At 69.0% G+C, this 23,964-nt stretch carries 22 protein-coding genes; 14 read left to right on the plus strand and 8 right to left on the minus strand.

Annotated elements, in window-relative coordinates; all coding sequences use genetic code 11:
* From hrpB to ACFQ4E_RS18705, 3 genes are all read right to left on the minus strand, one after another.
* Positions 1–1,279: ATP-dependent helicase HrpB (hrpB, locus tag ACFQ4E_RS18695; RefSeq protein WP_386806052.1), on the minus strand; the 1,279-nt coding region annotated here is incomplete at its 3' end.
* A gap of 79 nt (positions 1,280–1,358) precedes the next feature.
* Positions 1,359–2,285: an ornithine carbamoyltransferase gene (gene argF, locus ACFQ4E_RS18700; protein WP_386806053.1), complete on the minus strand. Its 927-nt coding sequence runs from the start codon at positions 2,283–2,285 to the stop codon at positions 1,359–1,361.
* Between the two features lie 78 nt (positions 2,286–2,363).
* Positions 2,364–3,548 (minus strand): aspartate aminotransferase family protein, encoded by a 1,185-nt coding sequence (locus tag ACFQ4E_RS18705; RefSeq protein WP_386806054.1) that lies wholly within the window; start codon positions 3,546–3,548, stop codon positions 2,364–2,366.
* Positions 3,549–3,882: 334 nt separating this feature from the next.
* Here ACFQ4E_RS18705 and ACFQ4E_RS18710 point away from each other — a divergent pair, with 334 nt between their 5' ends.
* The 6 genes from ACFQ4E_RS18710 to ACFQ4E_RS18735 all read left to right on the plus strand — a co-directional run bounded on the left by ACFQ4E_RS18710 (position 3,883) and on the right by ACFQ4E_RS18735 (position 10,094).
* A complete protein-coding gene (locus tag ACFQ4E_RS18710) occupies positions 3,883–4,917 on the plus strand; it encodes a fatty acid desaturase (RefSeq protein ID WP_386806055.1) in 1,035 nt (344 codons plus the stop codon).
* Positions 4,918–5,203: 286 nt separating this feature from the next.
* Positions 5,204–5,494, plus strand: a complete 291-nt coding sequence (locus ACFQ4E_RS18715) for a 2TM domain-containing protein (protein ID WP_386806056.1) — start codon at positions 5,204–5,206, stop codon at positions 5,492–5,494.
* Positions 5,495–5,781: 287 nt separating this feature from the next.
* Positions 5,782–7,353, plus strand: coding sequence for a 2-isopropylmalate synthase (locus ACFQ4E_RS18720; protein ID WP_386806057.1), 1,572 nt, complete (start codon positions 5,782–5,784; stop codon positions 7,351–7,353).
* 127 nt (positions 7,354–7,480) lie between these two features.
* Positions 7,481–8,206, plus strand: coding sequence for a hypothetical protein (locus ACFQ4E_RS18725; RefSeq protein WP_386806058.1), 726 nt, complete (start codon positions 7,481–7,483; stop codon positions 8,204–8,206).
* A gap of 76 nt (positions 8,207–8,282) precedes the next feature.
* Positions 8,283–9,554 carry a SulP family inorganic anion transporter gene (locus tag ACFQ4E_RS18730; RefSeq protein ID WP_386806059.1) on the plus strand — a complete coding sequence of 424 codons (1,272 nt, stop codon included), beginning with the start codon at positions 8,283–8,285 and terminating at the stop codon, positions 9,552–9,554.
* Between the two features lie 48 nt (positions 9,555–9,602).
* On the plus strand, positions 9,603–10,094 hold the full coding sequence (locus ACFQ4E_RS18735; RefSeq protein WP_386806060.1) for a GNAT family N-acetyltransferase: 492 nt from the start codon (positions 9,603–9,605) through the stop codon (positions 10,092–10,094).
* Positions 10,095–10,100: 6 nt separating this feature from the next.
* On the opposite strand, the gene ACFQ4E_RS18740 is transcribed toward ACFQ4E_RS18735, so the two are convergent.
* Positions 10,101–10,964, minus strand: coding sequence for an alpha/beta fold hydrolase (locus tag ACFQ4E_RS18740; RefSeq protein WP_386806061.1), 864 nt, complete (start codon positions 10,962–10,964; stop codon positions 10,101–10,103).
* Positions 10,965–11,118: 154 nt separating this feature from the next.
* Here ACFQ4E_RS18740 and trpA point away from each other — a divergent pair, with 154 nt between their 5' ends.
* Entirely contained in the window at positions 11,119–11,910 is a 792-nt protein-coding gene (gene trpA / locus ACFQ4E_RS18745; protein ID WP_386806062.1) for a tryptophan synthase subunit alpha, read from the plus strand.
* Positions 11,911–12,196: 286 nt separating this feature from the next.
* Positions 12,197–13,507, plus strand: a complete 1,311-nt coding sequence (locus tag ACFQ4E_RS18750; protein WP_386806063.1) for an NAD(P)/FAD-dependent oxidoreductase — start codon at positions 12,197–12,199, stop codon at positions 13,505–13,507.
* Between the two features lie 7 nt (positions 13,508–13,514).
* On the opposite strand, the gene ACFQ4E_RS18755 is transcribed toward ACFQ4E_RS18750, so the two are convergent.
* Positions 13,515–14,291, minus strand: coding sequence for a ZIP family metal transporter (locus ACFQ4E_RS18755; protein ID WP_386806064.1), 777 nt, complete (start codon positions 14,289–14,291; stop codon positions 13,515–13,517).
* 135 nt (positions 14,292–14,426) lie between these two features.
* Between ACFQ4E_RS18755 and ACFQ4E_RS18760 the strand changes: the two genes are divergently transcribed.
* Together ACFQ4E_RS18760 and nagA are read left to right on the plus strand one after the other, a co-directional pair.
* On the plus strand, positions 14,427–15,584 hold the full coding sequence (locus tag ACFQ4E_RS18760; protein WP_386806065.1) for an alpha-hydroxy acid oxidase: 1,158 nt from the start codon (positions 14,427–14,429) through the stop codon (positions 15,582–15,584).
* A gap of 40 nt (positions 15,585–15,624) precedes the next feature.
* Positions 15,625–16,743: an N-acetylglucosamine-6-phosphate deacetylase gene (gene nagA / locus ACFQ4E_RS18765; protein WP_386806066.1), complete on the plus strand. Its 1,119-nt coding sequence runs from the start codon at positions 15,625–15,627 to the stop codon at positions 16,741–16,743.
* Positions 16,744–16,752: 9 nt separating this feature from the next.
* On the opposite strand, the gene ACFQ4E_RS18770 is transcribed toward nagA, so the two are convergent.
* Positions 16,753–17,349 (minus strand): cupin domain-containing protein, encoded by a 597-nt coding sequence (locus ACFQ4E_RS18770; protein WP_386806067.1) that lies wholly within the window; start codon positions 17,347–17,349, stop codon positions 16,753–16,755.
* Between the two features lie 134 nt (positions 17,350–17,483).
* On the opposite strand from ACFQ4E_RS18770, the gene gabT reads away from it, so the two are divergent.
* The 4 genes from gabT to ACFQ4E_RS18790 all read left to right on the plus strand — a co-directional run bounded on the left by gabT (position 17,484) and on the right by ACFQ4E_RS18790 (position 22,919).
* Complete coding sequence (gene gabT / locus ACFQ4E_RS18775; protein WP_386806068.1) at positions 17,484–18,788, plus strand: 4-aminobutyrate--2-oxoglutarate transaminase; 1,305 nt, start codon at positions 17,484–17,486, stop codon at positions 18,786–18,788.
* Between the two features lie 88 nt (positions 18,789–18,876).
* On the plus strand, positions 18,877–19,998 hold the full coding sequence (locus tag ACFQ4E_RS18780) for a butyrate kinase (RefSeq protein ID WP_386806069.1): 1,122 nt from the start codon (positions 18,877–18,879) through the stop codon (positions 19,996–19,998).
* Between the two features lie 150 nt (positions 19,999–20,148).
* On the plus strand, positions 20,149–21,180 hold the full coding sequence (locus tag ACFQ4E_RS18785; protein WP_386806070.1) for an agmatine deiminase family protein: 1,032 nt from the start codon (positions 20,149–20,151) through the stop codon (positions 21,178–21,180).
* A complete protein-coding gene (locus tag ACFQ4E_RS18790; protein ID WP_386806071.1) occupies positions 21,177–22,919 on the plus strand; it encodes an amidase in 1,743 nt (580 codons plus the stop codon). The genes ACFQ4E_RS18785 and ACFQ4E_RS18790 overlap by 4 nt, the downstream gene beginning before the upstream one ends.
* On the opposite strand, the gene ACFQ4E_RS18795 is transcribed toward ACFQ4E_RS18790, so the two are convergent.
* On the minus strand, positions 22,904–23,590 hold the full coding sequence (locus ACFQ4E_RS18795) for an ABC transporter ATP-binding protein (RefSeq protein WP_386806072.1): 687 nt from the start codon (positions 23,588–23,590) through the stop codon (positions 22,904–22,906). The genes ACFQ4E_RS18790 and ACFQ4E_RS18795 overlap by 16 nt on opposite strands.
* Positions 23,587–23,964 (minus strand): ABC transporter ATP-binding protein C-terminal domain-containing protein (locus ACFQ4E_RS18800; RefSeq protein WP_386806073.1); only part of this gene is annotated, 378 nt, incomplete at its 5' end. The genes ACFQ4E_RS18795 and ACFQ4E_RS18800, both read right to left, overlap by 4 nt.

Genomic DNA, 23,964 nt, shown 5'->3' on the forward strand with positions numbered 1-23,964 from the left:
CGACGCTCAGCATATGGGCCAGGCGGGGATGGAGCGGCAGGCGCGTCAGCGCGCGGCCATGGGGCGTGATCCGGTTCTCGCGATCGAGCGCGCCGAGCGCGCGAAGGAGCGCCTGCGCCTCGGCATAGGCGCCGGGATTGGGCGCGGTCAGGAACGGCAGGTCACCGGGCCCGGCGCCCCAGGCGGCCAGTTCCAGCGCGAGGCCCGCGAGATCGGCGGCCTCGATCTCGGCGGGCGGATGGCTGACGAGCGCGCCCTCCTCTCCCCGGGTCCAGAAGCGGAAGGCCACGCCGGGCGCGACGCGGCCCGCGCGGCCCGCGCGCTGGGTGGCCTCGGCGCGGGTGACGCGGTCAGTTACGAGCCGGGACATGCCCGAGCCCGGATCGAAGCGCGCGCGGCGGGCGAGCCCGCCATCGACGACGACGCGGATGTCCTCGATGGTGAGCGAGGTCTCGGCGATGTTGGTGGCGAGGACGAGCTTGCGCCCCGAGGTCTCGGGCCGGATCGCGGCGCGCTGCTCGGCGATGTCCATCGCTCCGAAGAGCGGCCGCAGATGGGTGGTCGCGGGGAGCGTCCCCTCGAGCCGGGCGGCCAGGCGGCGGATCTCGCCCTCGCCCGGCAGGAAGACGAGGATGCCGCCCTGGGTCGCGTCATGGGCGGCGCGGACGAGATCGGCGAGACCGTCCTCGAACGTTTGGGTCTTGGGGCGCGGACGGTCGAGCCAGCGGGTCTCGACCGGGAAGGCGCGGCCCTCCGCGGTGACGCGGGGGGCGTCCATGAGCGCGGCGAGCGGGCCCGCGTCGAGGGTCGCCGACATCGGCAGGAGGATCAGGTCGTCGCGGAGCGCGCCCGCGATGTCGAGGCAGAGCGCGAGGCCCAGATCGGCATTGAGCGAGCGTTCGTGAAACTCGTCGAAAAGGACGGCGGAGACGCCCTTGAGCTCGGGGTCGGATTGCAGGCGGCGGGTCAGGATGCCCTCGGTGACAACCTCGATCCGAGTGCGGGCGGAGACCTTCGCCTCGCCGCGCATCCGGTAGCCGACGGTGTCGCCCGGAGCCTCGCCCAGCGTCTCGGCCAGGCGCTCGGCGGCGGCGCGGGCGGCGAGGCGGCGCGGCTCGAGCATCAGGATGGTGCCGTCGCAGAGCCCGCTCTCGAGAAGCGCCAGCGGCACGCGGGTGGTCTTGCCCGCGCCGGGCGGCGCTTCGAGCACCGCGCGGCGATGGGCGCCCAGCGCCGCGAGAAGCTCGGGCAGCGCCGGGTCGATGGGCAAACCCGTCATCGGGCGGGAGGCGATATCCGAACCGGATATCGCGCGAATTCCGGTTCGGAATTCGGCGGCGCAGCCGCGCGGGCTCGGCTCACCGTCCGAGGCACCAGCGCATCACCGCCTTCTGCGCATGCAGGCGGTTCTCGGCCTCGTCCCAGATCACCGATTGCGGCCCGTCCATCACCTCGGAGGTGACCTCCTCTTCGCGATGCGCGGGCAGGCAATGCATGAAGAGCGCGTCGGGCTTGGCGTGGCTCATCAGGCTCGCGTTCACCTGATAGGGCCTGAGCATGTTGTGGCGCCGCTCGCGGGCGGATTGCGCGTCATGCATCGACACCCAGGTGTCGGTGATCACCAGATCCGCGCCCTCGACGGCCCGGACGGGATCGCGCTCGATGGTGATCTCGGCGCCCTTGGACTTGGCGAGCCCCACGAACTCCATCTCCGGGTCCAGCTGCACGGGTCCGGTGAAGGTCAGATCGAAGCCCAACTGGCCCGCCGCGTGCAGCCAGGAGGCGCAGACATTGTTGCCGTCACCGGACCAGACCACCTTCTTGCCCTGGATCGGGCCGCGATATTCCTCGTAGGTCATCAGGTCGGCCATGATCTGGCAGGGATGGGTCCGGTCGGTCAGGCCGTTGATCACCGGCACGCTCGCGAACTCGGCCATCTCGGTCAGCACGCTTTCGTCGAAGGTGCGGATCATGATGAGATCCACGTAGCGCGACAGCACCCGCGCGGTGTCGGCGATGGTCTCGCCGTGACCGAGCTGCATGTCGTTGCCCGAGAGCACCATGGTCTCGCCGCCCATCTGGCGGACGCCGACATCGAAGCTGACGCGGGTTCGGGTCGAGGGTTTCTCGAAGATCAGCGCGACCATGTGGCCGCTGAGCGGCTGCTCGGCGTCGGGCGTGGCCTTGGGCGCGCCGTTGCGGGCGGTCTTCATCGCATGGGCCTGGGCGAGGATCGCCCGGAGATCGTCGGGCGCGGTGGTGTGGATATCGAGGAAATGGTTCATGTCAGGGGTCCGGTCTGCCTGCCGCACCGGGTCCTGCCATGGGCCCCGCTGCGTGGCGTATTTGGAAAAAGAAGAAGCTCAGGATTTGGTCTCGAGGGCCACCTTCGTCGCGGCATGGGTGAGCCGGTCGATCGCGGTGTCGATCTCGGCATCGGTCAGGGTCAGGGGCGGCAGGAGGCGCACCACATTGTCGGCGGCGGGCACGGTCAGCACCTCGAAGCCGTAGCCTGCCTGCACCACGTCGGTATTGGGCGCGCGGCATTTGAGGCCGAGCATCAGCCCCTGCCCGCGGACCTCTTCGAAGACCTGCGGATGCAGGGCGACGAGCCCTTCGAGCTTCTGCCGGAAGCGGCCCGCGATGCGGTTGACGCGGTCGAGGAAGGCCTTGTCGGAGATGACCTCCATCACCGTGTTGCCGATGGCGCAGGCCAGCGGGTTGCCGCCATAGGTCGAGCCATGCGTGCCCGCGGTCATGCCCGAGGCGGCGCGTTCGGTGGCCAGCACCGCGCCCAGCGGGAAGCCGCCGCCGATCCCCTTGGCCACCATCATGATGTCCGGGGTCACCCCCGCCCATTCATGGGCGAAGAGCCGTCCGGTGCGGCCCATGCCGCACTGGACCTCGTCGAAGATCAGGAGGAGATCGTTCTCGTCGCAGAGCTTGCGCAGGCCCTTGAGGCACTGGTCGGGCACCGGGCGGATGCCGCCCTCGCCCTGCACGGGCTCGATCAGGATCGCGCCGGTCGTGTCGGTGATCGCCGCGGTGAGCGCGTCGTGATCGCCCCAGGGCACCGAGGTGAAGCCCGGCAGGAGCGGCGCGAAGCCCTTGGTCATCTTCTCGGACCCGGCGGCGGCGATGCCCGCCGCGGAGCGGCCGTGGAAGCTGCCCGAGACCGTGATGATGTCGGTCTTGTGCGGCCGGTCCCGGTCGAACCAGAACTTGCGCGCCATCTTGACCGCGAGCTCGCAGGCCTCGGTGCCGGAATTGGTGAAGAAGACCGTGTCGGCGAAGGTCGCCTCGACCAGCCGTGCGGCCAGAGCCTCCTGCTCGGGGATGCGGTAGAGGTTGGAGACGTGCCAGAGCGTCTCGCCCTGCCGCTTGAGCGTCTCGACGAGCCGCGGATGGGCATGGCCGAGCGCGTTCACCGCGATGCCCGCGCCGAGATCGAGGAAGCGTCGGCCGTCGGCCTCGATCAGCCAGGCGCCTTCGCCCTTCACGAAGGTCAGGGGCGCGCGATTGTAAGTCGGCAGAACGGCAGGGATCATGACTGTCTCCATCATGGAAGCCCGATAGGTGCCAAGCGGCTCGGGCGGCGTCAAGTTGGGAGTGCGGACGAACGGATCGGGGCCCGGGCGCAGAGGCGCGCGGGCGGCGGCGGGAGGCTCAGGCGCCTCGTCGGATGCGGATCGCGGTCGTCATGGCGCCGCTATACTCCGCGCGCGCCGCTCCTGGCAAGCCGTCATTGCGCGGCGGGGCATCGGGATAGAGCCATTCTGGACGCAAAGAAAATATGCGTGATCGGGGCGAGTTATCTTTCCAGAGGTGGCCGGGATGTCCTATCCAGTGTTCAGGGAAGAACAGCCATATGCGAGCAGACAGATGCAAGAGACCCGCAGCCACGGGCCCGATACGCCTACGACCCGAGACTGGGTCCGGACCCTTCTAGCCTATCGTGACCCCTCGCTCGGCCGTTCGCTCTTCGAGCTCGGCGTGACCGTGGGGCCGTTCCTGGCGCTCTGGGCGCTGTCCTGGTGGGCGCTCTCGGTCAGCTACCCGCTGACCGTGGCGCTGGCGCTCTGCAACGCGGGCTTTCTTCTGCGGCTCTTCTGCATCCAGCACGATTGCGGCCACGGCGCGTTCTTCGCCAGCCGCACGGCGAGCGACTGGCTGGGCCGGGTTCTCGGCGTGGTCACGCTGACGCCCTACGATGTCTGGCGCCGCCAGCACGCGATCCATCACGGCAGCGCCGGCAATCTCTGCCGCCGGGGCATCGGCGACATCACCACGCTGACGGTGACCGAATACGCCGCGCTCCCGCCGCACCGGAAGCTGCTCTACCGCGTCTACCGCAACCCGGTGGTGCTGTTCGGACTGGGGCCGGGCTGGCTCTTTCTGTTGCAGAACCGGGTGCCGGTGGGGCTGACCGACACCGCGCGCTACTGGGTGAGCGCGATGCTCACCAACGGCGCGATCCTCGCGATGCTCGCAGGTCTCTACGCGGCCGGGGGCCTCGCGCCGATCCTTCTGATCTTCCTGCCCTCGACGCTTCTGGCGGCGACCGCGGGCATGTGGCTCTTCTACGTGCAGCACCAGTTCGAGGAGACCCATTGGGACCACGAGACCGACTGGCAGCTGCACGACGCGGCGCTGCATGGCAGTTCGCTTTACGTTCTGCCCCGCTGGCTGCAATGGCTGAGCGCCAATATCGGCATCCACCATGTCCACCACGTCAATTCCCGCATCCCCTTCTACCGGCTGCCCGAGGTGCTCCGCGATCACGCGGCGCTGGCCGGGATCAACCGGATGACCATCCGCGAGAGCCTCGCCACGGCGCGGCGGCATCTCTGGTGCGCCGACCGGCGGAAGCTTCTGACCTTCGCCGAAGCGCGGGTGGCGCTGGCGCAACTTGCCTGATCCGATGGGCGCGCCCTGGGTTGGGCGCGTTCATCTCACGGTCTGACCGGGTTTCGGACCGCGCGCTTGCAAGAAACGATGTCTCGCGGACCTGAGACTTTTCGGTCCGCGAGGGGATGATCCGGACGATCTCCCGAGAGGTTCAGCACCCATATAAGCGCCGCACAGGATCGCCTGCTCCCCCCGTCCCTCTCACCTAAGCGCTCTTGATCTGGATCATGGGGCCCGGCGCGGCCTTGCGCTACGCATCTTCGACATTAATCGAACGGATCTGGAGGAGAGCGCGATGACCGGACGCAGCGCATATGACCGGGCCAGGGGTCGTGCGGAGGGCAAGTACCGCTTCTACATCCATGCCGTGGTGTTCATCGCCGTGATCACTCTTCTGGTGATCTTCGACGCCCTCGCCTCGCCCGGGACGGGCTGGGTGATCTGGCCGATCCTCGGCTGGGGTCTCGCGCTGGCGCTGCACGGAGCGCGTGTGTTTCTCTTTGCCGACAAGGACACGATCGTCGATAGGATGACCGAGCAGGAGCTGCGCAACCGCGGTGGCGGGCGCGGCGAGACCCGGCGCTGAGGCGTCCTCTCAAGCAGCCACACCACCCCAGAACCCGCGCCATAGACCCAAAGCCACGCTCCAGCGAAGATGCGTTTTCCGGGGTTCCACCCGCTCGACGGCTCGCCTATAGTTCGCGCATGTTGACCGAGGCTCATATCGTCCGCCCTGCCCGCGCTTGCGCGGCGGCGACGCTTGGCCTGCTTCTCCTTATCCGCCTCTGAGCGGCGCCTCTCGGCGCGGCCGCTCAGGGGAGACCGGGACGCGCCGACCCGAGACGAGAAGCACCTCAATCAGAGACAGATGACATGACCGACACGACCAAAGACCGCGTGGTGATCTTCGACACCACCTTGCGCGACGGCGAGCAATCCCCCGGCGCGACCATGACCCATGCCGAGAAGCTTGAGATCGCGGAGCTTCTGGACGACATGGGCGTCGACATCATCGAGGCCGGGTTCCCGATCGCCTCGGAAGGGGATTTCCGCGCCGTCTCGGAGATCGCCCAGCGCTCCAAGGACGCGGTGATCTGCGGCCTCGCCCGTGCCAACCTGACCGATATCGACCGCTGCTGGGACGCGGTGCGCCATGCCGCGAAGCCCCGCATCCACACCTTCATCGGCACCTCGCCGCTGCACCGCGCCATCCCGAACCTGACCATGGACGAGATGGCCGAGCGCATCCAGGAGACGGTGAGCCACGCGCGCAATCTCTGCGACAACGTGCAGTGGTCGCCGATGGACGCGACGCGGACCGAGTGGGACTATCTCTGCCGGGTGGTCGAGATCGCGATCAAGGCGGGCGCCTCGACGATCAACATTCCCGACACGGTGGGCTACACCGCGCCGCGCGAGAGCGCCGACCTGATCCGGCGCCTGATCGAGACGGTGCCCGGTGCCGATGACGTGGTCTTCGCCACCCACTGCCACAACGATCTCGGCATGGCGACGGCGAACGCCCTGGCGGCGGTCGAGGGCGGTGCGCGGCAGATCGAGTGCACGATCAACGGTCTCGGCGAGCGGGCGGGCAACACCGCGCTCGAAGAGGTGGTGATGGCGATGCGCGTGCGCGGCGACATCATGCCCTTCGAGACCAATATCGACACCCGCAAGATCATGCATATCTCGCGCCGGGTCGCGACCGTCTCGGGCTTCCAGGTGCAGCCCAACAAGGCCATAGTCGGCAAGAACGCTTTCGCCCACGAGTCCGGCATCCACCAGGACGGGATGCTGAAGAACGCCGAGACCTTCGAGATCATGCGCCCCGAGGATGTGGGTCTCTCGGCCACCAACCTCGTCATGGGCAAGCATTCGGGCCGCGCGGCGCTGCGCGCCAAGCTCAAGGACCTGGGCGTCGAGGCCGGGGACAACCAGCTCAAGGATCTCTTCGTGCGGTTCAAGGAATTGGCCGACCGCAAGAAGGAGGTCTATGACGAGGACATCCTCGCGCTGGTCACCGCGACCACGACCGACGGCGCGGCGGAACGGCTGCAGGTGGTGAACCTCAAGGTCGTCTGCGGCACCGGCGGTCCGGCGACGGCGGAGCTGGAGATGGAGATCGACGGCGAGGAGCGCTCCGCCACCTGCCAGGGCGACGGCCCGGTGGACGCGACCTTCAAGGCGGTGCGCGAGCTGCATCCCAACAAGGCGCGGCTCCAGCTCTACCAGGTGAACGCGGTGACCGAGGGCACCGACGCGCAGGCCACGGTCAGCGTGCGGCTCGAAGAGGACGGCATGATCGCCACCGGCCAGTCGGCCGATACCGACACGGTGGTCGCCTCGGCCAAGGCCTATGTGAATGCGCTGAACCGCCTGCTCGTCCGGCGCGAGAAGACCGCCGGATCGGACGTCAAGGAGGTCAGCTACAAGGACGTGAGCTGACCCATCACTGAGACCGTTGGACCGCGTCGCCCCGAGACGGGCGGCGCGGTTTTTCGTTGACCTCCCGCGCCCTGCGCTCCGATCTTGAGAGCGGTGGCGGCGCAAGCGCCGAGATAGCAGGTCTCCCATGTCCTATTCCGAGTTGAACGAACGATACCGGGTCTGGCTGCACAAGCTGCGGCCCGACATGGTCTGGTACGAGCGCGCCGCCGACATCCCCGACGGCGCCGACTGCATCGGGATCGGGCGCGAGGGCAAATCTTACCGTGGCCTGGGCGAGGCGCAGTCGCTGCGGAAGCTCGTGACCGAGAAGGTCGACCAGCCGATGCTCGAAGAGATCGCGCGGCTGAAACAGCTCGACTACCTCGAACTGGGCTGGCCGGTGATGGCGCGCGACCTGGCGCCGCTGGCCGAGCTCGAAAACCTGACGGTGCTCAAGATCGAGGGCCCGCGGCATCTGGCGGATTTCACCCCGGTCTGCGCCCTGCCCGCGCTGACCCATCTCTTTCTCTCCAGCGCCAAGCACATGACCGGGCTCGACTGGCTTCTACCGCTCAAGGACCGGCTCGTGGCGCTCGGTGTCGAAGGCAGCATGTGGACCAAGCATCCGATCCCGAGCCTCGCGCCGCTCGAGGGCTTCGCGCTCGAGGCGCTGTTCCTGACCGGCACCACGCTTGAGGATCAGGACCTGTCGCCGCTGGCGACGATGCCGAACCTGGAGATCTTCGGCACCGCGCTGAACGCCCCCAAGGCGCAGTTCATGGCGCTGAAGGCGGAAAAGCCCGAGCTGGAATGCAACTGGTTCGACGAGGACAGCTGGGCAGGCGTCCGGGATCCGCGTCCGCGCCGCTGACCGAAAGGCGCAGATGGTCGTTGCGGGCCGCGGCGGAGAGGCGTAACCCGGGAGGCATCAACAGGCGACCTCCCTCATGCGCCAGCCCAAGCTCCTGACCACGCTCCGGACCTATGATGCCCGGCAATTCTCGGCCGATCTGATCGCCGGGATCACGGTCGCGCTCGTCGCCCTGCCGCTCAGCATCGCCATCGCCATCGCCTCGGGCGCGGAGCCTGCGCAGGGGCTGGTGACGGCGGTGGTCGCGGGTTTCGTGATCTCGGCCCTGGGTGGCAGCCGCGTGCAGATCGGCGGGCCGACCGGGGCCTTCGTGGTCGTGGTCTTCGGAGTGATCGCCGAGCATGGCTATGACGGGCTGGTGATCGCGACGCTGATGGCGGGCGGTCTCCTTCTGGTCGCGGGCTACCTGCGCGCCGGGCGGCTGATCGCCTATGTCCCCGAGGCGGTGATCCACGGCTTCACCATCGGCATCGCGGTGATCATCGCAGCGAGCCAGATCAAGGATCTCTTCGGCCTTTCCGGCCCGCCCGTTCCGGCGGAGTTCCTGGAGAAACTGCCCGCGCTCTGGGCCGTGCGCGACACGGTCGATCCCGCGAGCCTCGGGATCGGGCTTCTGGCGATGGGGCTGATCGTGGCGCTCCGCCGGATCGCGCCGCGCTTTCCCGGGCTGATCGTGGCGGTCGCGGTGGCGTCGCTGGTCGGAGCGGGTCTCGGCCTTACCGTCGACACCATCGAGACCCGCTTCGGCGCCCTACCCTCGGGCCTGCCCGCGCCGCATCTGCCCGAGCTGAGCTGGGCGCGGATCGAAGAACTGGTGCCCTCGGCCATCGTCATCGCCTTCCTGGCGGGGATCGAGTCGCTGCTCTCGGCGATGGTCGCCGACCGGATGATCGACGGCCACCACCGCCCCAATGCCGAACTGACCGCCCAGGGCGCGGCGAACATCGCCTCGGCCCTCTTCGGAGGCCTGCCCGCCACCGGCGCCATCGCGCGGACCGCGACAAATATCCGCGCAGGCGGCCAGACGCCGGTCGCGGGGCTCATTCATGCGGTCACGATCCTCCTCATCCTCATGGTCGCCGCCCCCCTGACCGGGGCGCTGGCCATGCCCGCGCTCGCCGCGCTCCTGATGATGACCGCGTGGAACATGAGCGAGCCGCAGAAATGGCGGGGATACCTGGCGGGCGCGCGGTCGGATCTGTTTCTCCTGCTGATGACGCTGGTGCTGACGGTGACGGTCGATCTGACGGTGGCCATCGGCGCGGGCTGCGGCGTCGGCCTTGCGATGAAGCTGGCCCAGCGCGGCCCGCGCGACGCCGAGAGCGACTGGACGCCCCGCGACCGCTAGCCCCGCCCGGGGCTTGAGGGAGGTGCGGCCCGCGCCTATCACGCCGCCATGCAGATCCGCCCCTACACAGCCCAGGACGCCTCCGCGCTCGCGGCGATCTTCCACGAGGCCGTCCACGGGCCCGCGTCGCAGGCCTACAGCGCCGCGCAGCGCAGGGCGTGGAGCCCCGCTCCGGCGAGCGCGGAGCAGTTCGCGTCCCGAATATCGGAGGAGCGGCAGGTCTGGGTCGCCACCGACGCGGAGGACCGGCCGCTCGGGTTCATCGAGTTGGAGGCGGACGGGCATATCGACCGGTTCTACTGCCGCCCGGACGTGGCGGGAACGGGTGTCGGAGCCGCGCTCTACCGGACGCTCGAAGAGGCGGCGGTCGAGAGGGGGATCCGCCAGCTGCGCGTCGAGGCCAGCGAGGCGGCGCGGCGCTTCTTCGAAAAGCAGGGGTTCGTGACCGATGCGCGCCGGGAGTTCCCCTATAACGGCGTCGAGATCCATAATTACGCGATGCACAAAGACCTGAGCCGGGCGGCGTCGGAGCGGTCCTGATCGTGCTCAGGCGGAACCGACCTCGGCAATGAAGGCGCGGATAGCAGCCAGCGCCGCTTCGGGGCGGTCGGCCACGACCCCGTGGCCACAGCGGTCGAGGGTCAGATAGCGCTCGGGCGGCACGGCGAGCCCCCGCGCGAGCGCGTCGCTGAAGACCGGCGGCGTGATCGGGTCGTCCTTGCCCACCATCACCAGCGCAGGCGCCGTGACCCTGCCGAGATCGGGCCGCATTTCCATCCGGCCATGTTCGTTGCCGGGACCGTTGAACCAGAGAGCGGTCTCGTTGCGCCAGACGATCCGCGAGAGCCACTCGGTGCCGAGATCGCGGCGCACCGTGTAGAGCGGCACGCAGCGGTCGCGATAGAGCGCCCGGCCCGCATCGCTCGGCGCGTCCCAGTAATTGCGCGCGATCTCTTCGATCTCGGGGCCGCCGCGCCGCCCGTAGGCGGCGTAGACCTCGGAGAAATCCACATGCGCGGCGGTGCTGATCAGCACCAGACCCGCCGCGTGACCGGGATGGCGCGTGGCATAGGAGAGCGTCACGAACCCGCCGAAGGACGTGCCGATCACGATGGGTTTCTCGATCCCGAGCGCATCGCAGAGCCCCTTCAGATCGTCACCCCATTGCGCCAGCGTCCAGGTCTCCGGGTCGCAAAGGTCGCTCCGGCCATTGCCGCGGTGGTCGTAATAGACGACCTGCGCAATGTCGGTGAGCTGCGAGAAAAACGGCTTCGAGACACTGTGATCCGCGCCCGGTCCGCCATGCACCATCACCACGGTCGGCTTCTGGCGCATCTCGCCGCCGACCGGCGTCAGCGCCTCGCCATCGACGTCGAAGAACAGTCGCGCCCCGTTGACCGTGACATACATGCTGGTCCTCCCGCACAGATTGCCGCCCCGAGGGTCAGCGTGGCCCGAAGGCGGGGTCTACGGCAAGGGCGCGTTTCCCTGCCCCGTCTTGCCTTTCCGCCGCCGCTCGGGCAGGTGGAGTGTCGAGCCAGACACCGCCTCGGGGAGGACCGACATGACCCGCATCGACGCCCGTTTCGAAAAGCTTCGCGCCGAGGGGAAAAAGGCCTTTGTGGCCTATGTCATGGCGGGCGACCCGGATTTCGACAGCGCGCTCGAGGTGGTCAAGGGACTGCCGGGTGCAGGGGTCGACATCATCGAGCTGGGTCTGCCCTTCACCGACCCGATGGCCGACGGCCCGACGATCCAGCTGGCCGGCCAGCGCGCGCTTGCGGGCGGCATGACGCTTGAGAAAACGCTCGAGACCGTGCGGCGCTTCCGCGAGGGCGATCAGGAGACGCCGATCGTGCTCATGGGCTACTACAACCCGATCTATTCGCGCGGCGTCGACCGGTTCCTGGCCGACGCGCAGGAGGCGGGCGTCGACGGTCTGATCGTCGTGGACCTGCCGCCCGAGGAAGATGACGAGCTCTGCATCCCGGCGCAGAAGGCCGGGCTGAACTTCATACGCCTCGCCACGCCCACGACCGACGACAAGCGCCTGCCCAAGGTGCTCGAGAACACCAGCGGCTTCGTCTACTACGTCTCGATCACCGGGATCACCGGCGCGGCGGCCGCGCAATCGGGCGAGGTCGGCCCCGAGGTCGCGCGGATCAAGGCGCAGACCGATCTGCCGGTGATCGTGGGCTTCGGCATCCGCACGCCCGAGACGGCAGAAGAGATCGCCAGCGTCGCCGATGGCTGCGTGGTGGGCTCGGCCATCGTCGGCGAGATCGCCGACGGGCGCAGCGTCGAGGAGATCCTGGGCTTCGTGAAAGGCCTCGCCGAGGGCGCGCACAGGGCCTGAACGGGGCCTGAACGGGGCTCCAGCAGCGCATTAATCCAGCAGGACGACCGGGTGCGGCGATCCGTCCCGGCCGGGGCCGATCCGTGCCTCCGCGACCGGAAATTGCGCGGCAGGCGGGCGCAAGCGCGCGGCTCCGCTCGTTCCGGTCCCACGGGCGGTCATCGCGTTGCGCCGGGCCCGAACGGTATTCCGGGGCACACCGGGGTATGCCTCGGTGTGCCGAGAAGCCGCTTGCCCGTGCGCGGCTTGGGCGTATCTCCTGAGACAAGAACCGGAGGGACTGGCGATGTCGAAACGGAAAACGCAGATCGTTGTCGTGGGCGGCGGGGCCGCGGGGCTCGAGCTCGTGCGCAAGCTCGGCGCGAAATACGGCCGCGAGAAATACGACATTATCCTGATCGACCGCGACCGCACCCATGTCTGGAAGCCGCTCCTGCACGAGGTGGCGGCGGGATCGCTCGACCCGAACCTCGACGAGGTGGGCTATGGTGGCCATGCCGCGCGATGGGGCTACCGCTTCTTCAACGGCACGCTGGAGCGGATCGACCGCGAGCGGCAGGTGGTCGTGACCGAGCCGCTCCTGGACGAGGATGGCGAGGTGATCCTCGACCGGCATGAAATCCGCTACGATTACCTCGTGCTCGCCATCGGCGGGATCTCGAACGATTTCGGCATTCCGGGCGTGCGCGAGCACGCGATGTTCCTCGAACACCGGCGCCAGGCCGATGCGTTCCGGAAGCGGCTCCTGAACCGCTGCCTGCGCGTCAACGAGCAGCGCGAGCGCGGCGAGGATGCCAAGCTGAAGATCTGCATCGTCGGCGGCGGCGCGACCGGGGTGGAGCTTTCGGCGGAGCTGTTCAACGCGGCCAAGGGGCTCAGGACCTACGGGCTCGAGACCTTCGACGAGGACGCGCTTGAGGTCCGGCTTCTCGAAGCGGGACCGCGCATCCTCCCGGCGCTGAAGGAGGATCTTTCCGAGACCGCGGCCGAGGAGCTGCGCGCGCTCGGGATCGAGGTCAAGACCGGCGCGATGGTCACCGAGGTCGAGGCGGGCCGCGTTCACGTCAAGGACGAGGGCGTGATCGAGGCGGACATGATCCTCTGGGCCGCGGGCGTGCGCGGCGAATACGAGGTGCCGGAGATGAGCGATCTCGAAACCGACCGGATCGCGCGGTTCGTGGTGCGCCCGACGCTCCAGACCACAAACGAAGACCGCATCTTCGCCATCGGCGACTGCGCCCATTGCGAACTTCCCGGTCGCGACGCTCCGGTCCCGCCGCGTGCGCAATCGGCGCATCAGATGGCGAGCCATGTCTTCGCCAATCTAAGCCGCCTCATGGAAGGCAAGCCGCTCACCGATTTCGAATACCGCGATTACGGCGCGCTGGTGAACCTCTCGCGCTTCGAGACCGTGGGGAACCTGATGGGCAATCTCATGGGCGGCTCGATGGCGGTCGAGGGCCGGATCGCGCGCTTCGCCTATAACTCGCTTTACCGGATGCACCTTCTGGCGGTGCATGGCTGGCTGAGCGGCGTCTTCATGATCGTCGCGGGCCGGGTGAATAAGGTTCTGCGACCGAAGCTCAAGCTGCACTGAGCCGGGCTCAGCCCAGCGTCACGTCGAGGATCATCATCAGGACGAGGCCGAAGATCAGCCCCGAAGTCGCGCGGGTCTGGTGGCCATGGCGGTGGGTCTCGGGGATGATCTCGTGGCTGATGATGTAGAGCATCGCCCCTGCCGCGAAGGTCAGCCCGAGCGGCAGGACATATTCCGACACGGTTACCGCCGCAGCGCCGACGAGACCGCCCACGGGCTCGACGAGGCCGGTCAGGAGCGCCACCAGCAGCGATTTGCACGCCGCGATGCCCTGCCCGCGCAGCGCCACCGCGACCGCCAGCCCTTCGGGCGCGTTCTGGAGCCCGATGCCGGTGGCAAGCGACAGGCCCTTGGCGACATCGCCGCCGCCAAAGCCGATGCCCACGGCCATGCCCTCGGGGAAATTGTGGATCGTGATCGCGATGATGAAGAGCCAGATGCGCGGCATGGCGCCCGGGTCCGCGCCCTCGGGCCCGGTGATGAAATGCTCGTGCGGCAGCGCTTCGTTCAGCCACCATACCGCGCCCGCGCCGAGGATCACGCCGATTGCGGCCTGTAGCGAGGCCAGGAACGCGGTGCCGTAGAGCGCCTCGGCGGCGTCCAGACCGGGCAGGATCAGCGAGAAGAACGAGGCCGAGATCATCACCCCCGCGGCGAAGCCCAGAAGCAGATCGCTCGTCGCCCGCGAGATCGTGCGCCCGAAAAGCACCGGGAGCGCCCCGACCCCGGTCATCAGCCCGGCCCCGAGACTGCCCAGCAGGCCCATGAAAACCATGTTGTCCATCGTGGCCCTGCTCTCGTTACGCGCACCAGCGACGAGACATGGCGCGGCGCGCCCGCCGGTCCAGCCCGCGTTGCTCAGACCGCGTTCCTGCGCTACGTCCTGAGAAGCACGCCACTTGCGCGCAGAGGAGGTCCCATGCCCGTCATCACCGAAATCGCCGATCTCAAACGCCTCTACAAGCGCCGCGTGCCGAAGATGTTCTACGATTACACCGAGAGCGGGTCGTGGTCGGAGCAGACCTTCCGCGAGAACGTGACCGATTTCGACAAGATCCATTTCCGCCAGCGCGTCGCCAAGGACATGGCGAACCGGTCGCTGGCCACCACGATGATCGGCGAAGAGGTGTCGATGCCGGTGGCGCTCGCACCCGTGGGGCTCACGGGGATGCAGCACTGGGACGGCGAGATCAAGGCCGCCCGCGCCGCCGAGAAGATGGGCGTGCCCTACTCGCTCTCGACCATGTCGATCTGCTCGATCGAGCAGGTGGCAGCGGCAACCTCCAAGCCGTTCTGGATGCAGGTCTACACGCTCAAGGACGACGATTTCATGCAGCGGCTCTTCGACCGGGCGAAGGCCGCGAACTGCTCGGCGGCGATCGTGACGGTCGATCTGCAGCTCCTGGGCCAGCGCCACAGGGACATCAAGAACGGACTCTCCGCGCCGCCCAAGCTGACGGTGAAGTCGGTCGCGAACATGGCGACCAAGGTGAAGTGGGGCCTTGGCATGCTGTCCACGAAGAACCGCTTCTTCGGCAATATCGTGGGCCACGCCAAGGGCGTCACCGACCCCTCATCGCTCTCGTCCTGGACCGCGCAGGCCTTCGACCAGTCGCTCGACTGGGACCGCATCCGGCAGTTCCGCAAGATGTGGGGCGGGCCGCTGATCGTGAAGGGGATCATGGATGCCCGCGACGCGCAGGAAGCGGTGAATGTCGGCGCCGATGCCATCGTGGTGTCGAACCATGGCGGGCGGCAGCTTGACGGTGCGATCAGCTCGATCCGCGCGCTCGAGCGGGTGGTCGACGCGGTCGGCGACAAGATCGAGGTGCACTTCGACAGCGGCATCCGGTCGGGCCAGGACGTGCTCAAGGCGATCGCGCTCGGCGCCAAGGCCACCTATATCGGGCGCGCCTATGTCTACGGGCTGGGCGCGATGGGTCAGCAGGGGGTCGAGCGCGCGCTCGAAGTCATCCGGGCCGAGCTCGACAGCTCGATGGCGCTGTGCGGTCACCGGTTCATCACCGATGTGGACCGCGAGATCCTGCACGTGCCCGGGGATTTCTCGCTCGATTGAGAGGTCCTTCGATGCCTCGCCCCTCCACGCCGTGTGCGCCATGAGCGTCACGACGTTCTGCAATGGCCGCGTCTTCGACGGCAAGCGCCTGCACGACCTCGCCGCGATCCGCTTCGAGGACGGGCTGGCCGTGGCCCTCGAGCCCGAGGCGGAGTTGGCCCCCGAGGGCCGCGTGGTCGATCTCGGCGGCGATATCCTGAGCCCCGGATATGTCGATCTCCAGGTCAATGGCGGCGGCGGGGTGATGCTCGGCGATACGCCCTCGGTCGAGACGCTGCGCCGCATCGCCGAGGCGCATCGGAGCTTGGGCGTTGCGGCGCTCCTGCCGACGCTCATCACCGACACGCCAGAGACGACGCGCGCCACGATCGCGGCGGTGCGCGCGGCGGTGGCCGAGGGCGTGCCGGGGATCGCCGGGCTGCATCTCGAAGGGCCGCACCTGTCATTGGCGCGCAAGGGCGCGCATGACCCCGCGCTGATCCGGCCTATGACGGCGGAAGATCTGGACCTGCTTCTGGACGCCGCGGCGGCGCTGCCTGTCCTCAAGATCACGCTCGCGCCGGAGAACGTCACCGAGGCGCAGGTGGCGGCTTTGGCGCGCGCGGGAGTGCTCGTCTCGCTCGGGCATAGCGACGCCGATTACGAGACCTGCCAGCGCTACGCGGCGGCGGGTGCGCGCGTCGTCACGCATCTGTTCAACGCCATGAGCCAGCTTGGTTCGCGCGCTCCGGGGCTTGTCGGCGCGGCGCTCGATACCGGCGCGCTGTCGGTCGGGCTGATCGCCGACGGGGTGCATGTGCACCCCGCGAGCCTGCGCGCCGCCTGGGCCGCCAAGACCGGTCCGGGGCGGATGTTCCTCGTGAGCGACGCGATGGCGGTCGCGGGCACGGATCTGGACGGGTTCGAGCTTGGCGGTCGGTGGATCACCCGGCGCGACGGGCGACTGACGCTGGGCGATGGCACGCTGGCAGGCGCCGATCTGGATCTCACGACGGCGATCCGGGTGCTGGTCAAGGAGGCCCGCGTCCCGCTCGAGACCGCGCTTCAGGCCGCGACCGCGGTTCCGGCGGCGCTGATCGGACGGACCGTCGCGCCGCTCAGGCTCGCCGAGACGATCCGCATCAGGAGCGATCTCAGCGGTGTGAGTTGGGCGGGCTGAGCGGAGCGCTCAGAGATAGGGCGGCGTGCAGGCCGAGATCACGACCGCGGGCCGGTCGGAGCGGTTGCGGAACCGGTGCGGCAGCGACGAGGAGAAGAGGTAGCTGTCGCCCGCCTTCAAAACCCGGGTCTGGCCGTCGACGGTGATCTCGACCTCGCCCGAGACCACGATGCCGCCTTCTGAGCCGAAATGTTCGAGCATGCCCTCGCCGGTATCCGCGCCCGGATCGTAGGTCTCGTGCAGCACCTGGAGATTGTGCCGCCGCGCATCGCCGACCTGGCGCAGCGACAGGCGGGATTCGATGCCGCCCCCCTCGCCCGCGAGAAGCGAGGTCAGGTCGCGGGTTTCCGCCGGGGTGAAGAAGACCTGGTCGGTGACCGGGTTTTCCGGCTCGAAGAATTCCGATAGGCTGATGCCAAGGCCGCCCAATATCTTGCGCAAGGACGCGACGGAGGGGCTGCTCTTGTTGGTCTCGATCATCGAGATCAATCCATGCGGCACCTGCGCCTGATCGGCCAGCTGACGTTGAGACAAGCCGAAGTTTGTCCTAAGCTCTTTCAAGCGCAGACCGACGTCGAACTGGGGTTCCGAGGACATATCATTCATGCCGCGACAGTAGCTTGGCCCATCGCGGCGCACAATATTCGAAACGACGCTGCTCAAAAAATAGCGATTTCGATTGCTCAATATTTTGACCGATGCTAGACGAGTCGCCGAGATTTTCGCAGCAGGAGTCCCAGATGTCGCGCTCTCAAGATCTGATCCGCCGCAAGGGCGAAGCCGTGGCCAACGGCGTCGGCGCCCGGTCCATCACCGTGTCTCGCGCCGAGAACGCCGAGCTCTGGGATGCCGATGGCCGCCGCTTCATCGACCTCGCCGTGGGCATCGCGGTCAACAACACCGGCCACCGTCACCCCAAGGTCATGGCCGCTGTCGCAGAGCAGGCCGAGCTCTTCACCCACACCTGTTTCCAGGTCGCGCAGTACGAAGGCTATGTCGCGCTCGCCGAGCGCCTGAACGCGCTGACGCCGGGCGATTTCGCGAAGAAGACCATGCTGGCCACCACCGGTGCCGAGGCGGTCGAGAACGCCGTCAAGATGGCCCGCGCCTATACCGGCCGCTCGGGCGTCATCGCGTTTTCCGGCGGTTTCCACGGCCGCACGCTGATGGGCATGGCCCTGACCGGCAAGACCGCGCCCTACAAGAAGGATTTCGGGGCGATGCCGGCCGAGATCTACCACGCGCCCTTCCCGCACGAGTATCACGGCCTGACCACCGAGGACGCGATGGCCGATCTGCAGCGGCTCTTCCGCAGCTCGATCCAGGCCGACCGCGTCGCCGCGATCATCGTGGAGCCGGTGCAGGGCGAAGGCGGCTTCTACGTCGCGCCGACCCCGTTCCTGCAGGCGCTCCGCGCGCTCTGTGACCAGCACGGCATCGTCCTGATCGCCGACGAGGTCCAGGCCGGGATCGGCCGGACCGGCACGCTCTTCGCCTTCGAGCACGCGGGCGTCGCCGCCGACATCACCTGCATGGCCAAAGGTCTTGCGGGCGGCTTCCCGGTCTCCGCGGTCACCGGCCGCGCCGAGATCGCCGATGCGGCCAGCCCCGGCGGGCTCGGCGGCACCTATGCCGGCAACCCGCTCGCCGTCGCCGCCGCCCATGCGGTGCTCGACGTGATCGAGGAAGAGGGCCTCTGCGCCCGCGCCACCGAGATCGGCGCGACGATCAAGTCGCGGCTCGACGCGCTGTCCCAGACGCCCGCGGGCGCCGGGATCGGCGAGGTGCGCGGCCTGGGCGCGATGATGGCGATCGAGCTCGTGTCGGATCGCTCCGCACGCACGCCCGACGCCGCGCTCTGCAACGAGATCGTGGCCGAGGCCGAGGCCCGCGGTCTGATCATCCTGGCCTGCGGTGTTTTCGGCAACGTCGTCCGCCTGCTGCCGCCGCTGACCATCCAGCACGAGATGCTGGACGAGGCGCTCGACATTCTCGAGGCCGCGATCACCACCGTCATGGACCGCCGCCAGGCCCAGGCGGCCTGAGGCCACCACACGGCGCTTCCAGATCGGCGCAGGCGACGCGATGTCGCCTGCGTCCACGTCCCCCCCTTTCACCGAAAGGACTTTTCCCATGCCCCGCGACCTGATCGTCACCGTATGCCCCGGCGCGACCACCACGCGCTGCGCCGTCTACCAGATGCGCGCCAAGAGCAAGAAATGCGTGGCCGAGGACACGCTTGCCCATGATGAGGCCGTGCTGGCCACGCTGCCGGGCTATGCCTCCCAGCACGAGCTGCGGCTCTGGGCGGTGCAGAGCTTCCTCGACGGCGCGCTGAAGGACACTGACCGCGTGGTTGCGGTCGCGGCTCCGGCGGGCATGCTGCCGGTCGCACCGGCGGGTGTCATCGAGGTCACCGCCGATCTCGCCCAGACCGCGCTCTACGCGCCGGTCTATCATCACCCGAGCAATCTCGGCCCGGCGCTGGCTCTGGCGCTCGCCGCCTCCTGGGAGGTTCCGGCCTTCGTCGCCGATCCCGCGACGCTCGACGAGTTCCGCGACGTGGCCCGCCTGTCGGGCACTCCCGAGATGCCGCGCTTCTCCGATCTCGACGCGCTCAACATCCGGGCCGCGGGCCGCAAGCTCGCCAAGGACAGCCGCAAGGGCTTTGATGAGCTCCGCGCGGTGATCGCCCAGCTCGACGACGCGATCTCGATCGCGCCGCTGATCGGCGGCAAGCTGGTCGATGGCAGCCACTGGATGGAGGGCGCGCCCTTCTCGACGACAAGCGCCGGCGGCCTGCCGCCCCTGTCGCTCATCGACCAGTGCTTCTCGGGCTATGCCACACGCGACGGCCTGGTCGAGCGGCTCTACGCCCAAGGCGGCGTCCACGCCTATCTCGGCACCGCCGACATCGCCGAGGTCGAGGCCCGGATCGACGCGGGCGACACCGAGGCCGCGCGGGTGCTCGATGCGATGATCTACCAGATCGCCAAGACCATCGGAGCGATGGCCTCGGTCGTGGCCTTCGATCTCGACGCGATCGTGCTGACGGGAGAGCTGGCCAAGAGCGACCAGATCGTCGCCGGTGTCAGCGCCGCGGTCGAGCGGATCGCCCCGGTCAAGGTCTACCCGGGCAGCGACAGCTGCGCCGCCTTGGCCGACAACGCGATCGCCGCGCTCAAGGGCACGAGCCTGCCGCACTCCTGGGCGGCGCTGACCGCGCCCGCCTTCGAGGTGCCGAGCGCCGCCTGATCGCCGTCTCACGTCTGCAATGCGCCGATCCCGTCGACACGGGGTCGGCGCATCTGCGTTTGCGTGCCGGGCTCTGGACCTTCGGGGGGAAACTCCCATGCTGCGCGCGCCGGGGGTCTCCGGCGAATCAAACCGGGCCAGGAGGGCCGCATGAACTGGACGATGCCGCCGGAGACGGCCCCGCAAGAGCGTATCTGGATGGCGTTTCCGCGCCAGGGCATGACCCTTGGCGCGACCGAGGCCGAGCGCGCTGCGGGATACGCGGCCTGGGCCATGGTCGCCAACACCATCGCCGAGCGCATGCCCGTCACGATGGTCGTCGATCCGACCGAGACGGCGCGCGCCGCGTCGATGCTCTCGGGCGAGATCACCCGCGTCGAGCATCCCATCGGCGAGTTCTGGATGCGCGACACCGGCCCGACCTTCGTTCTGTCAGATGATGGACGGCTCGGAGCGGTCGACTGGATCTTCAACGGCTGGGGCGGTCAGGATTGGTCCGATCCCGGCCCCGACCGCTACGTCGCCGCCTTCATCGCCGAAATCGCGGGCGCCGAGCGCCTGCCCTCGCTTCTGGTGAACGAGGGCGGCGGGCTGCATGTCGACGGGGCGGGCACGGTGCTTCTGACCGACACGGTGCAGCTCGGAGCCGAGCGGAACCCCCATGCCGACCGGGGCCGGGTCGAGGCCGAGATGGCGCGGCTCCTGGGCGCGACGAACCCGGTCTGGCTGTCGCGCGGGCTGACCCGCGACTACGAGGCCTTCGGCACCTCCGGCCATGTGGACATGGTCGCGACCTGCCCCGCGCCGGGACAGATCCTGCTGCATGTGCAGGACAACCCCGAGCACCCGGATCACGCGGTGATGCAGGCGCTGCGCGCGGAACTGGAGGCGGCGCGGGATGCCTCGGGCGCGCCCTTCGAGATCATCGAGCTTCCGGCGCCGGAGCTTCTGCGCGATGCCGAGGGCTGGGTCGACTATTCCTATGTCAATCACCTGGCGATCAACGGCGCGGTCATCGCCTGCGGGTTCGGAGAGCCCAAGGAAGATGCGCGCGCGGCGGAGATCCTCGGCCACGCCTATCCCGGCCGGGAGATCGTGACCCTCGATGCGCGCGAGCTCTTCGCCCGCGGCGGCGGCATCCATTGCATCACCCAGCAGCAGCCGCGCGCCTCCGCGCCATGACCGTGATCGAAGCCTCGATCGCCGATCTGCAGGCCGCGCTGGCCTCGGGCGAGACCACGGCCGAAGCGCTGGTCGGCGCCTATCTCGACCGGGTCGCCTGGTTCGACCGGGCGGGGCCGTGCCTCAACGCCGTGCCTGTCCTGAACGCGCACGCTCTGGACGAGGCGCGGGCCTCGGATGCGCGGCGTAAAGCGGGTGCGACGCTCTCGCCCTTCGACGGCATCCCCTACACCGCCAAGGACAGCTACAAGGCGCGCGGGCTGACCGTCGCCAGCGGCTCTCCGGCCTTTGCCGATCTCGTGGCGCAGGACGATGCCTTCGTCATCGAGCGGCTCCGGGCGGCGGGGGCGATCCTGATCGGGCTGACCAACATGCCGCCCATGGCCAATGGCGGCATGCAGCGCGGCGTCTATGGCCGCGCCGAGAGCCCCTACAATGCCGAGTACCTGACCGCGGCCTTCGCTTCGGGCTCCTCGAACGGATCGGGCAGCGCCACGGCGGCGAGCTTCGCGGCCTTCGGGCTTGGCGAGGAGACGTGGTCGAGCGGGCGCGCCCCTGCCGCCAACAACGCGCTCTGCGCCTACACCCCGAGCCGGGGCGTGATCTCGGTCCGGGGCAACTGGCCGCTCGTGCCGACCATGGACGTGGTGGTGCCGCACACGCGCTCGATGGCGGACATGCTGGCGCTTCTCGACGTGATCGTCGCGGACGACCCCGAGACCGGCGGCGATTTCTGGCGCGCGCAGCCCTGGGTCGCGCTGCCGACACCGTCCGAGGTCCGCCCCGCCTCCTACGCGGCGCTCGCGCGATCCGCGTCTCTTAAGGGCCGCCGCTTCGGGCTGCCGCGCATGTATGCCAATGCCGATCCCGAGGCCGGGACCAATCCCCAAGGCGGGATCGGCGGGCCGACGGGGCAGCGGATCGAGACGCGGGCGTCCTTCATCGCGCTGCTCGACCGCGCCCGCGCGGCGCTCGAGGCCGCGGGCGCCGAGGTGGTGCTCACCGATTTCCCGCTCGTCACCAATTACGAGGGCGACCGGCCCGGCGCGCCCACGATCCGCACGCGCGGGTTCGTGACGCCTGCCTACCTGACCCGCGAGATCTGGGACCTCTCGGTCTGGTCCTGGGACGATTTCCTGCGCCGCAATGGCGACCCGCGCCTGAACCGGCTCGCCGATGTCGACGGCGCTCAGATCTTCCCGCGGCCCGAGGGCGCCCTGCCCGACCGCTATCACGGGTTCGAGGACGATATCGCCGACTACCCGGCCTTTGCCCGCGCCTATCCGCGCGAGCGCTTCGAGGATATTCCCGGTCTGGCGGACGGGCTCAAAGGGCTCGAGGCGACGCGGCGCGTCGATCTCGAAGAGTGGATGGACGGGCTCGGGCTCGACGCCGTGATCTTTCCGGCCGTGGCCGATATCGGGCCGGCAGATGCGGATGTGAGCCGGACTTCGGCGGATCTCGCCTGGCGGAACGGGACGTGGATCGCCAATGGCAACCTCGCGATCCGGCATATGGGCGTGCCGACGGTCACCGTGCCGATGGGGCTTGCCGAGGATATCGGCATGCCCGCCGGGCTGACCTTCGCGGGGCGCGGCTGGTCCGATACCGATCTTCTGGCCTATGCCACGGCCTTCGAGGCGACGGGCCCCTACCGCAGCCCGCCGCCGCGCACGGCGGCGGAGGCGCCCTCGGACGCGGGCGCGTCGCTTCTGGCCGAAGCTCAAACGCCCAGGTAGCGGTCGGTCTCCTCGCGCGTGAGCCCTGCGAAGGGCGTGTCCGCGACCACCTGCCCCCGTTCGAGGATCACCGCGCGGTCGGCGACCCCGGCCAGCTCGCGCAGCGATTTGTCGATCACCAGGATCGACAGGTCCGACTGCGCCTTGAGACCCCGGATCGCCCCCCAGATCTCGGCGCGGACCAGCGGGGCCAGCCCCTCGGTCGCCTCGTCGAGAAGGAGGAGGCTCGGATTGGTCATCAGCGCGCGGCCGATCGCCAGCATCTGCTGCTCGCCGCCCGAGAGCGTGGCGGCCCGCTGGCCCGCTCGTTCCCCCAGGCGGGGGAACAGCGCGGTGACGCGGTCGAGGTCCCATACCCCCCGGCGCGCCGCCGCGACGAGGTTCTCGGCGACGGTCAGGTCGCGGAAGCAGCGGCGGCCCTCGGGCACGAGGCCGATGCCCAGCTGCGCGATCCTGTGGGACGGCAGGCGCGCCAGATCCTGCCCCGCGTAGTGCCGCCTGCCCGTGGCGCGGACCATGCCGCAGATCGCGCGCACGGTCGTGGTCTTGCCCATGCCGTTGCGGCCCATGAGCGCCACGGTCTCGCCGGGCGCGACGGAGAGCGAGACGCCGAACAGCGCCTGGCTCGGCCCGTAGAAGGCGCGGAGATCGTCGAGGACCAGACCGCTCACGTGTTCTCTCCGAGATAGGCATCGCGGACCTGCGCGTTGGCGCGGATCTCCGAGACCGTGCCGGTGGCGATCACCCGCCCGTAAACCAGCACGCTGATCCGGTCCGCGAGCGCGAAGACCGCGTCCATGTCATGCTCCACGAGAAGGATCGGCGCTTGGCGTTTGAGCTCGGCCAGAAGCGCGGTGAGCCGTCCCGTGCCTTCGGTGCCGAGCCCGGCCATCGGTTCGTCCATCACGAAAGCGCGGGGCGCGAGGCTGAGGGCGCAGGCGACTTCCAGAAGTCGCCGCTCGCCGTGGCTGAGGGTCGCCACACGTCGCTGCGCCGCCTCAGCGAGGCCAACGCGCGCGAGCGCCGCCTCGGCGCGGGCGCGGGC

It is taken from the genome of Litorisediminicola beolgyonensis (genome assembly GCF_042679605.1).
In the GTDB taxonomy this organism is placed as follows: Bacteria; Pseudomonadota; Alphaproteobacteria; order Rhodobacterales; family Rhodobacteraceae; genus Litorisediminicola; species Litorisediminicola beolgyonensis.

Bases quoted from the DNA above. Each gene is read 5' to 3' on its own strand.
- ACFQ4E_RS18780 (WP_386806069.1), top strand. From the start codon at position 18,877: ATGCCCCGCGACCTGATCGTCACCGTATGCCCCGGCGCGACCACCACG.
- ACFQ4E_RS18740 (WP_386806061.1), bottom strand. From the start codon at position 10,964: ATGTATGTCACGGTCAACGGGGCGCGACTGTTCTTCGACGTCGATGGC.
- ACFQ4E_RS18770 (WP_386806067.1), bottom strand. From the start codon at position 17,349: ATGAATGATATGTCCTCGGAACCCCAGTTCGACGTCGGTCTGCGCTTG.
- ACFQ4E_RS18705 (WP_386806054.1), bottom strand. From the start codon at position 3,548: ATGATCCCTGCCGTTCTGCCGACTTACAATCGCGCGCCCCTGACCTTC.
- ACFQ4E_RS18755 (WP_386806064.1), bottom strand. From the start codon at position 14,291: ATGGACAACATGGTTTTCATGGGCCTGCTGGGCAGTCTCGGGGCCGGG.
- ACFQ4E_RS18785 (WP_386806070.1), top strand. From the start codon at position 20,149: ATGAACTGGACGATGCCGCCGGAGACGGCCCCGCAAGAGCGTATCTGG.
- ACFQ4E_RS18760 (WP_386806065.1), top strand. From the start codon at position 14,427: ATGCCCGTCATCACCGAAATCGCCGATCTCAAACGCCTCTACAAGCGC.
- ACFQ4E_RS18730 (WP_386806059.1), top strand. From the start codon at position 8,283: ATGCGCCAGCCCAAGCTCCTGACCACGCTCCGGACCTATGATGCCCGG.
- ACFQ4E_RS18720 (WP_386806057.1), top strand. From the start codon at position 5,782: ATGACCGACACGACCAAAGACCGCGTGGTGATCTTCGACACCACCTTG.
- trpA (WP_386806062.1), top strand. From the start codon at position 11,119: ATGACCCGCATCGACGCCCGTTTCGAAAAGCTTCGCGCCGAGGGGAAA.
- ACFQ4E_RS18790 (WP_386806071.1), top strand. From the start codon at position 21,177: ATGACCGTGATCGAAGCCTCGATCGCCGATCTGCAGGCCGCGCTGGCC.
- ACFQ4E_RS18710 (WP_386806055.1), top strand. From the start codon at position 3,883: ATGCAAGAGACCCGCAGCCACGGGCCCGATACGCCTACGACCCGAGAC.
- ACFQ4E_RS18715 (WP_386806056.1), top strand. From the start codon at position 5,204: ATGACCGGACGCAGCGCATATGACCGGGCCAGGGGTCGTGCGGAGGGC.
- ACFQ4E_RS18725 (WP_386806058.1), top strand. From the start codon at position 7,481: ATGTCCTATTCCGAGTTGAACGAACGATACCGGGTCTGGCTGCACAAG.
- gabT (WP_386806068.1), top strand. From the start codon at position 17,484: ATGTCGCGCTCTCAAGATCTGATCCGCCGCAAGGGCGAAGCCGTGGCC.
- ACFQ4E_RS18735 (WP_386806060.1), top strand. From the start codon at position 9,603: ATGCAGATCCGCCCCTACACAGCCCAGGACGCCTCCGCGCTCGCGGCG.
- ACFQ4E_RS18750 (WP_386806063.1), top strand. From the start codon at position 12,197: ATGTCGAAACGGAAAACGCAGATCGTTGTCGTGGGCGGCGGGGCCGCG.
- argF (WP_386806053.1), bottom strand. From the start codon at position 2,285: ATGAACCATTTCCTCGATATCCACACCACCGCGCCCGACGATCTCCGG.
- nagA (WP_386806066.1), top strand. From the start codon at position 15,625: ATGAGCGTCACGACGTTCTGCAATGGCCGCGTCTTCGACGGCAAGCGC.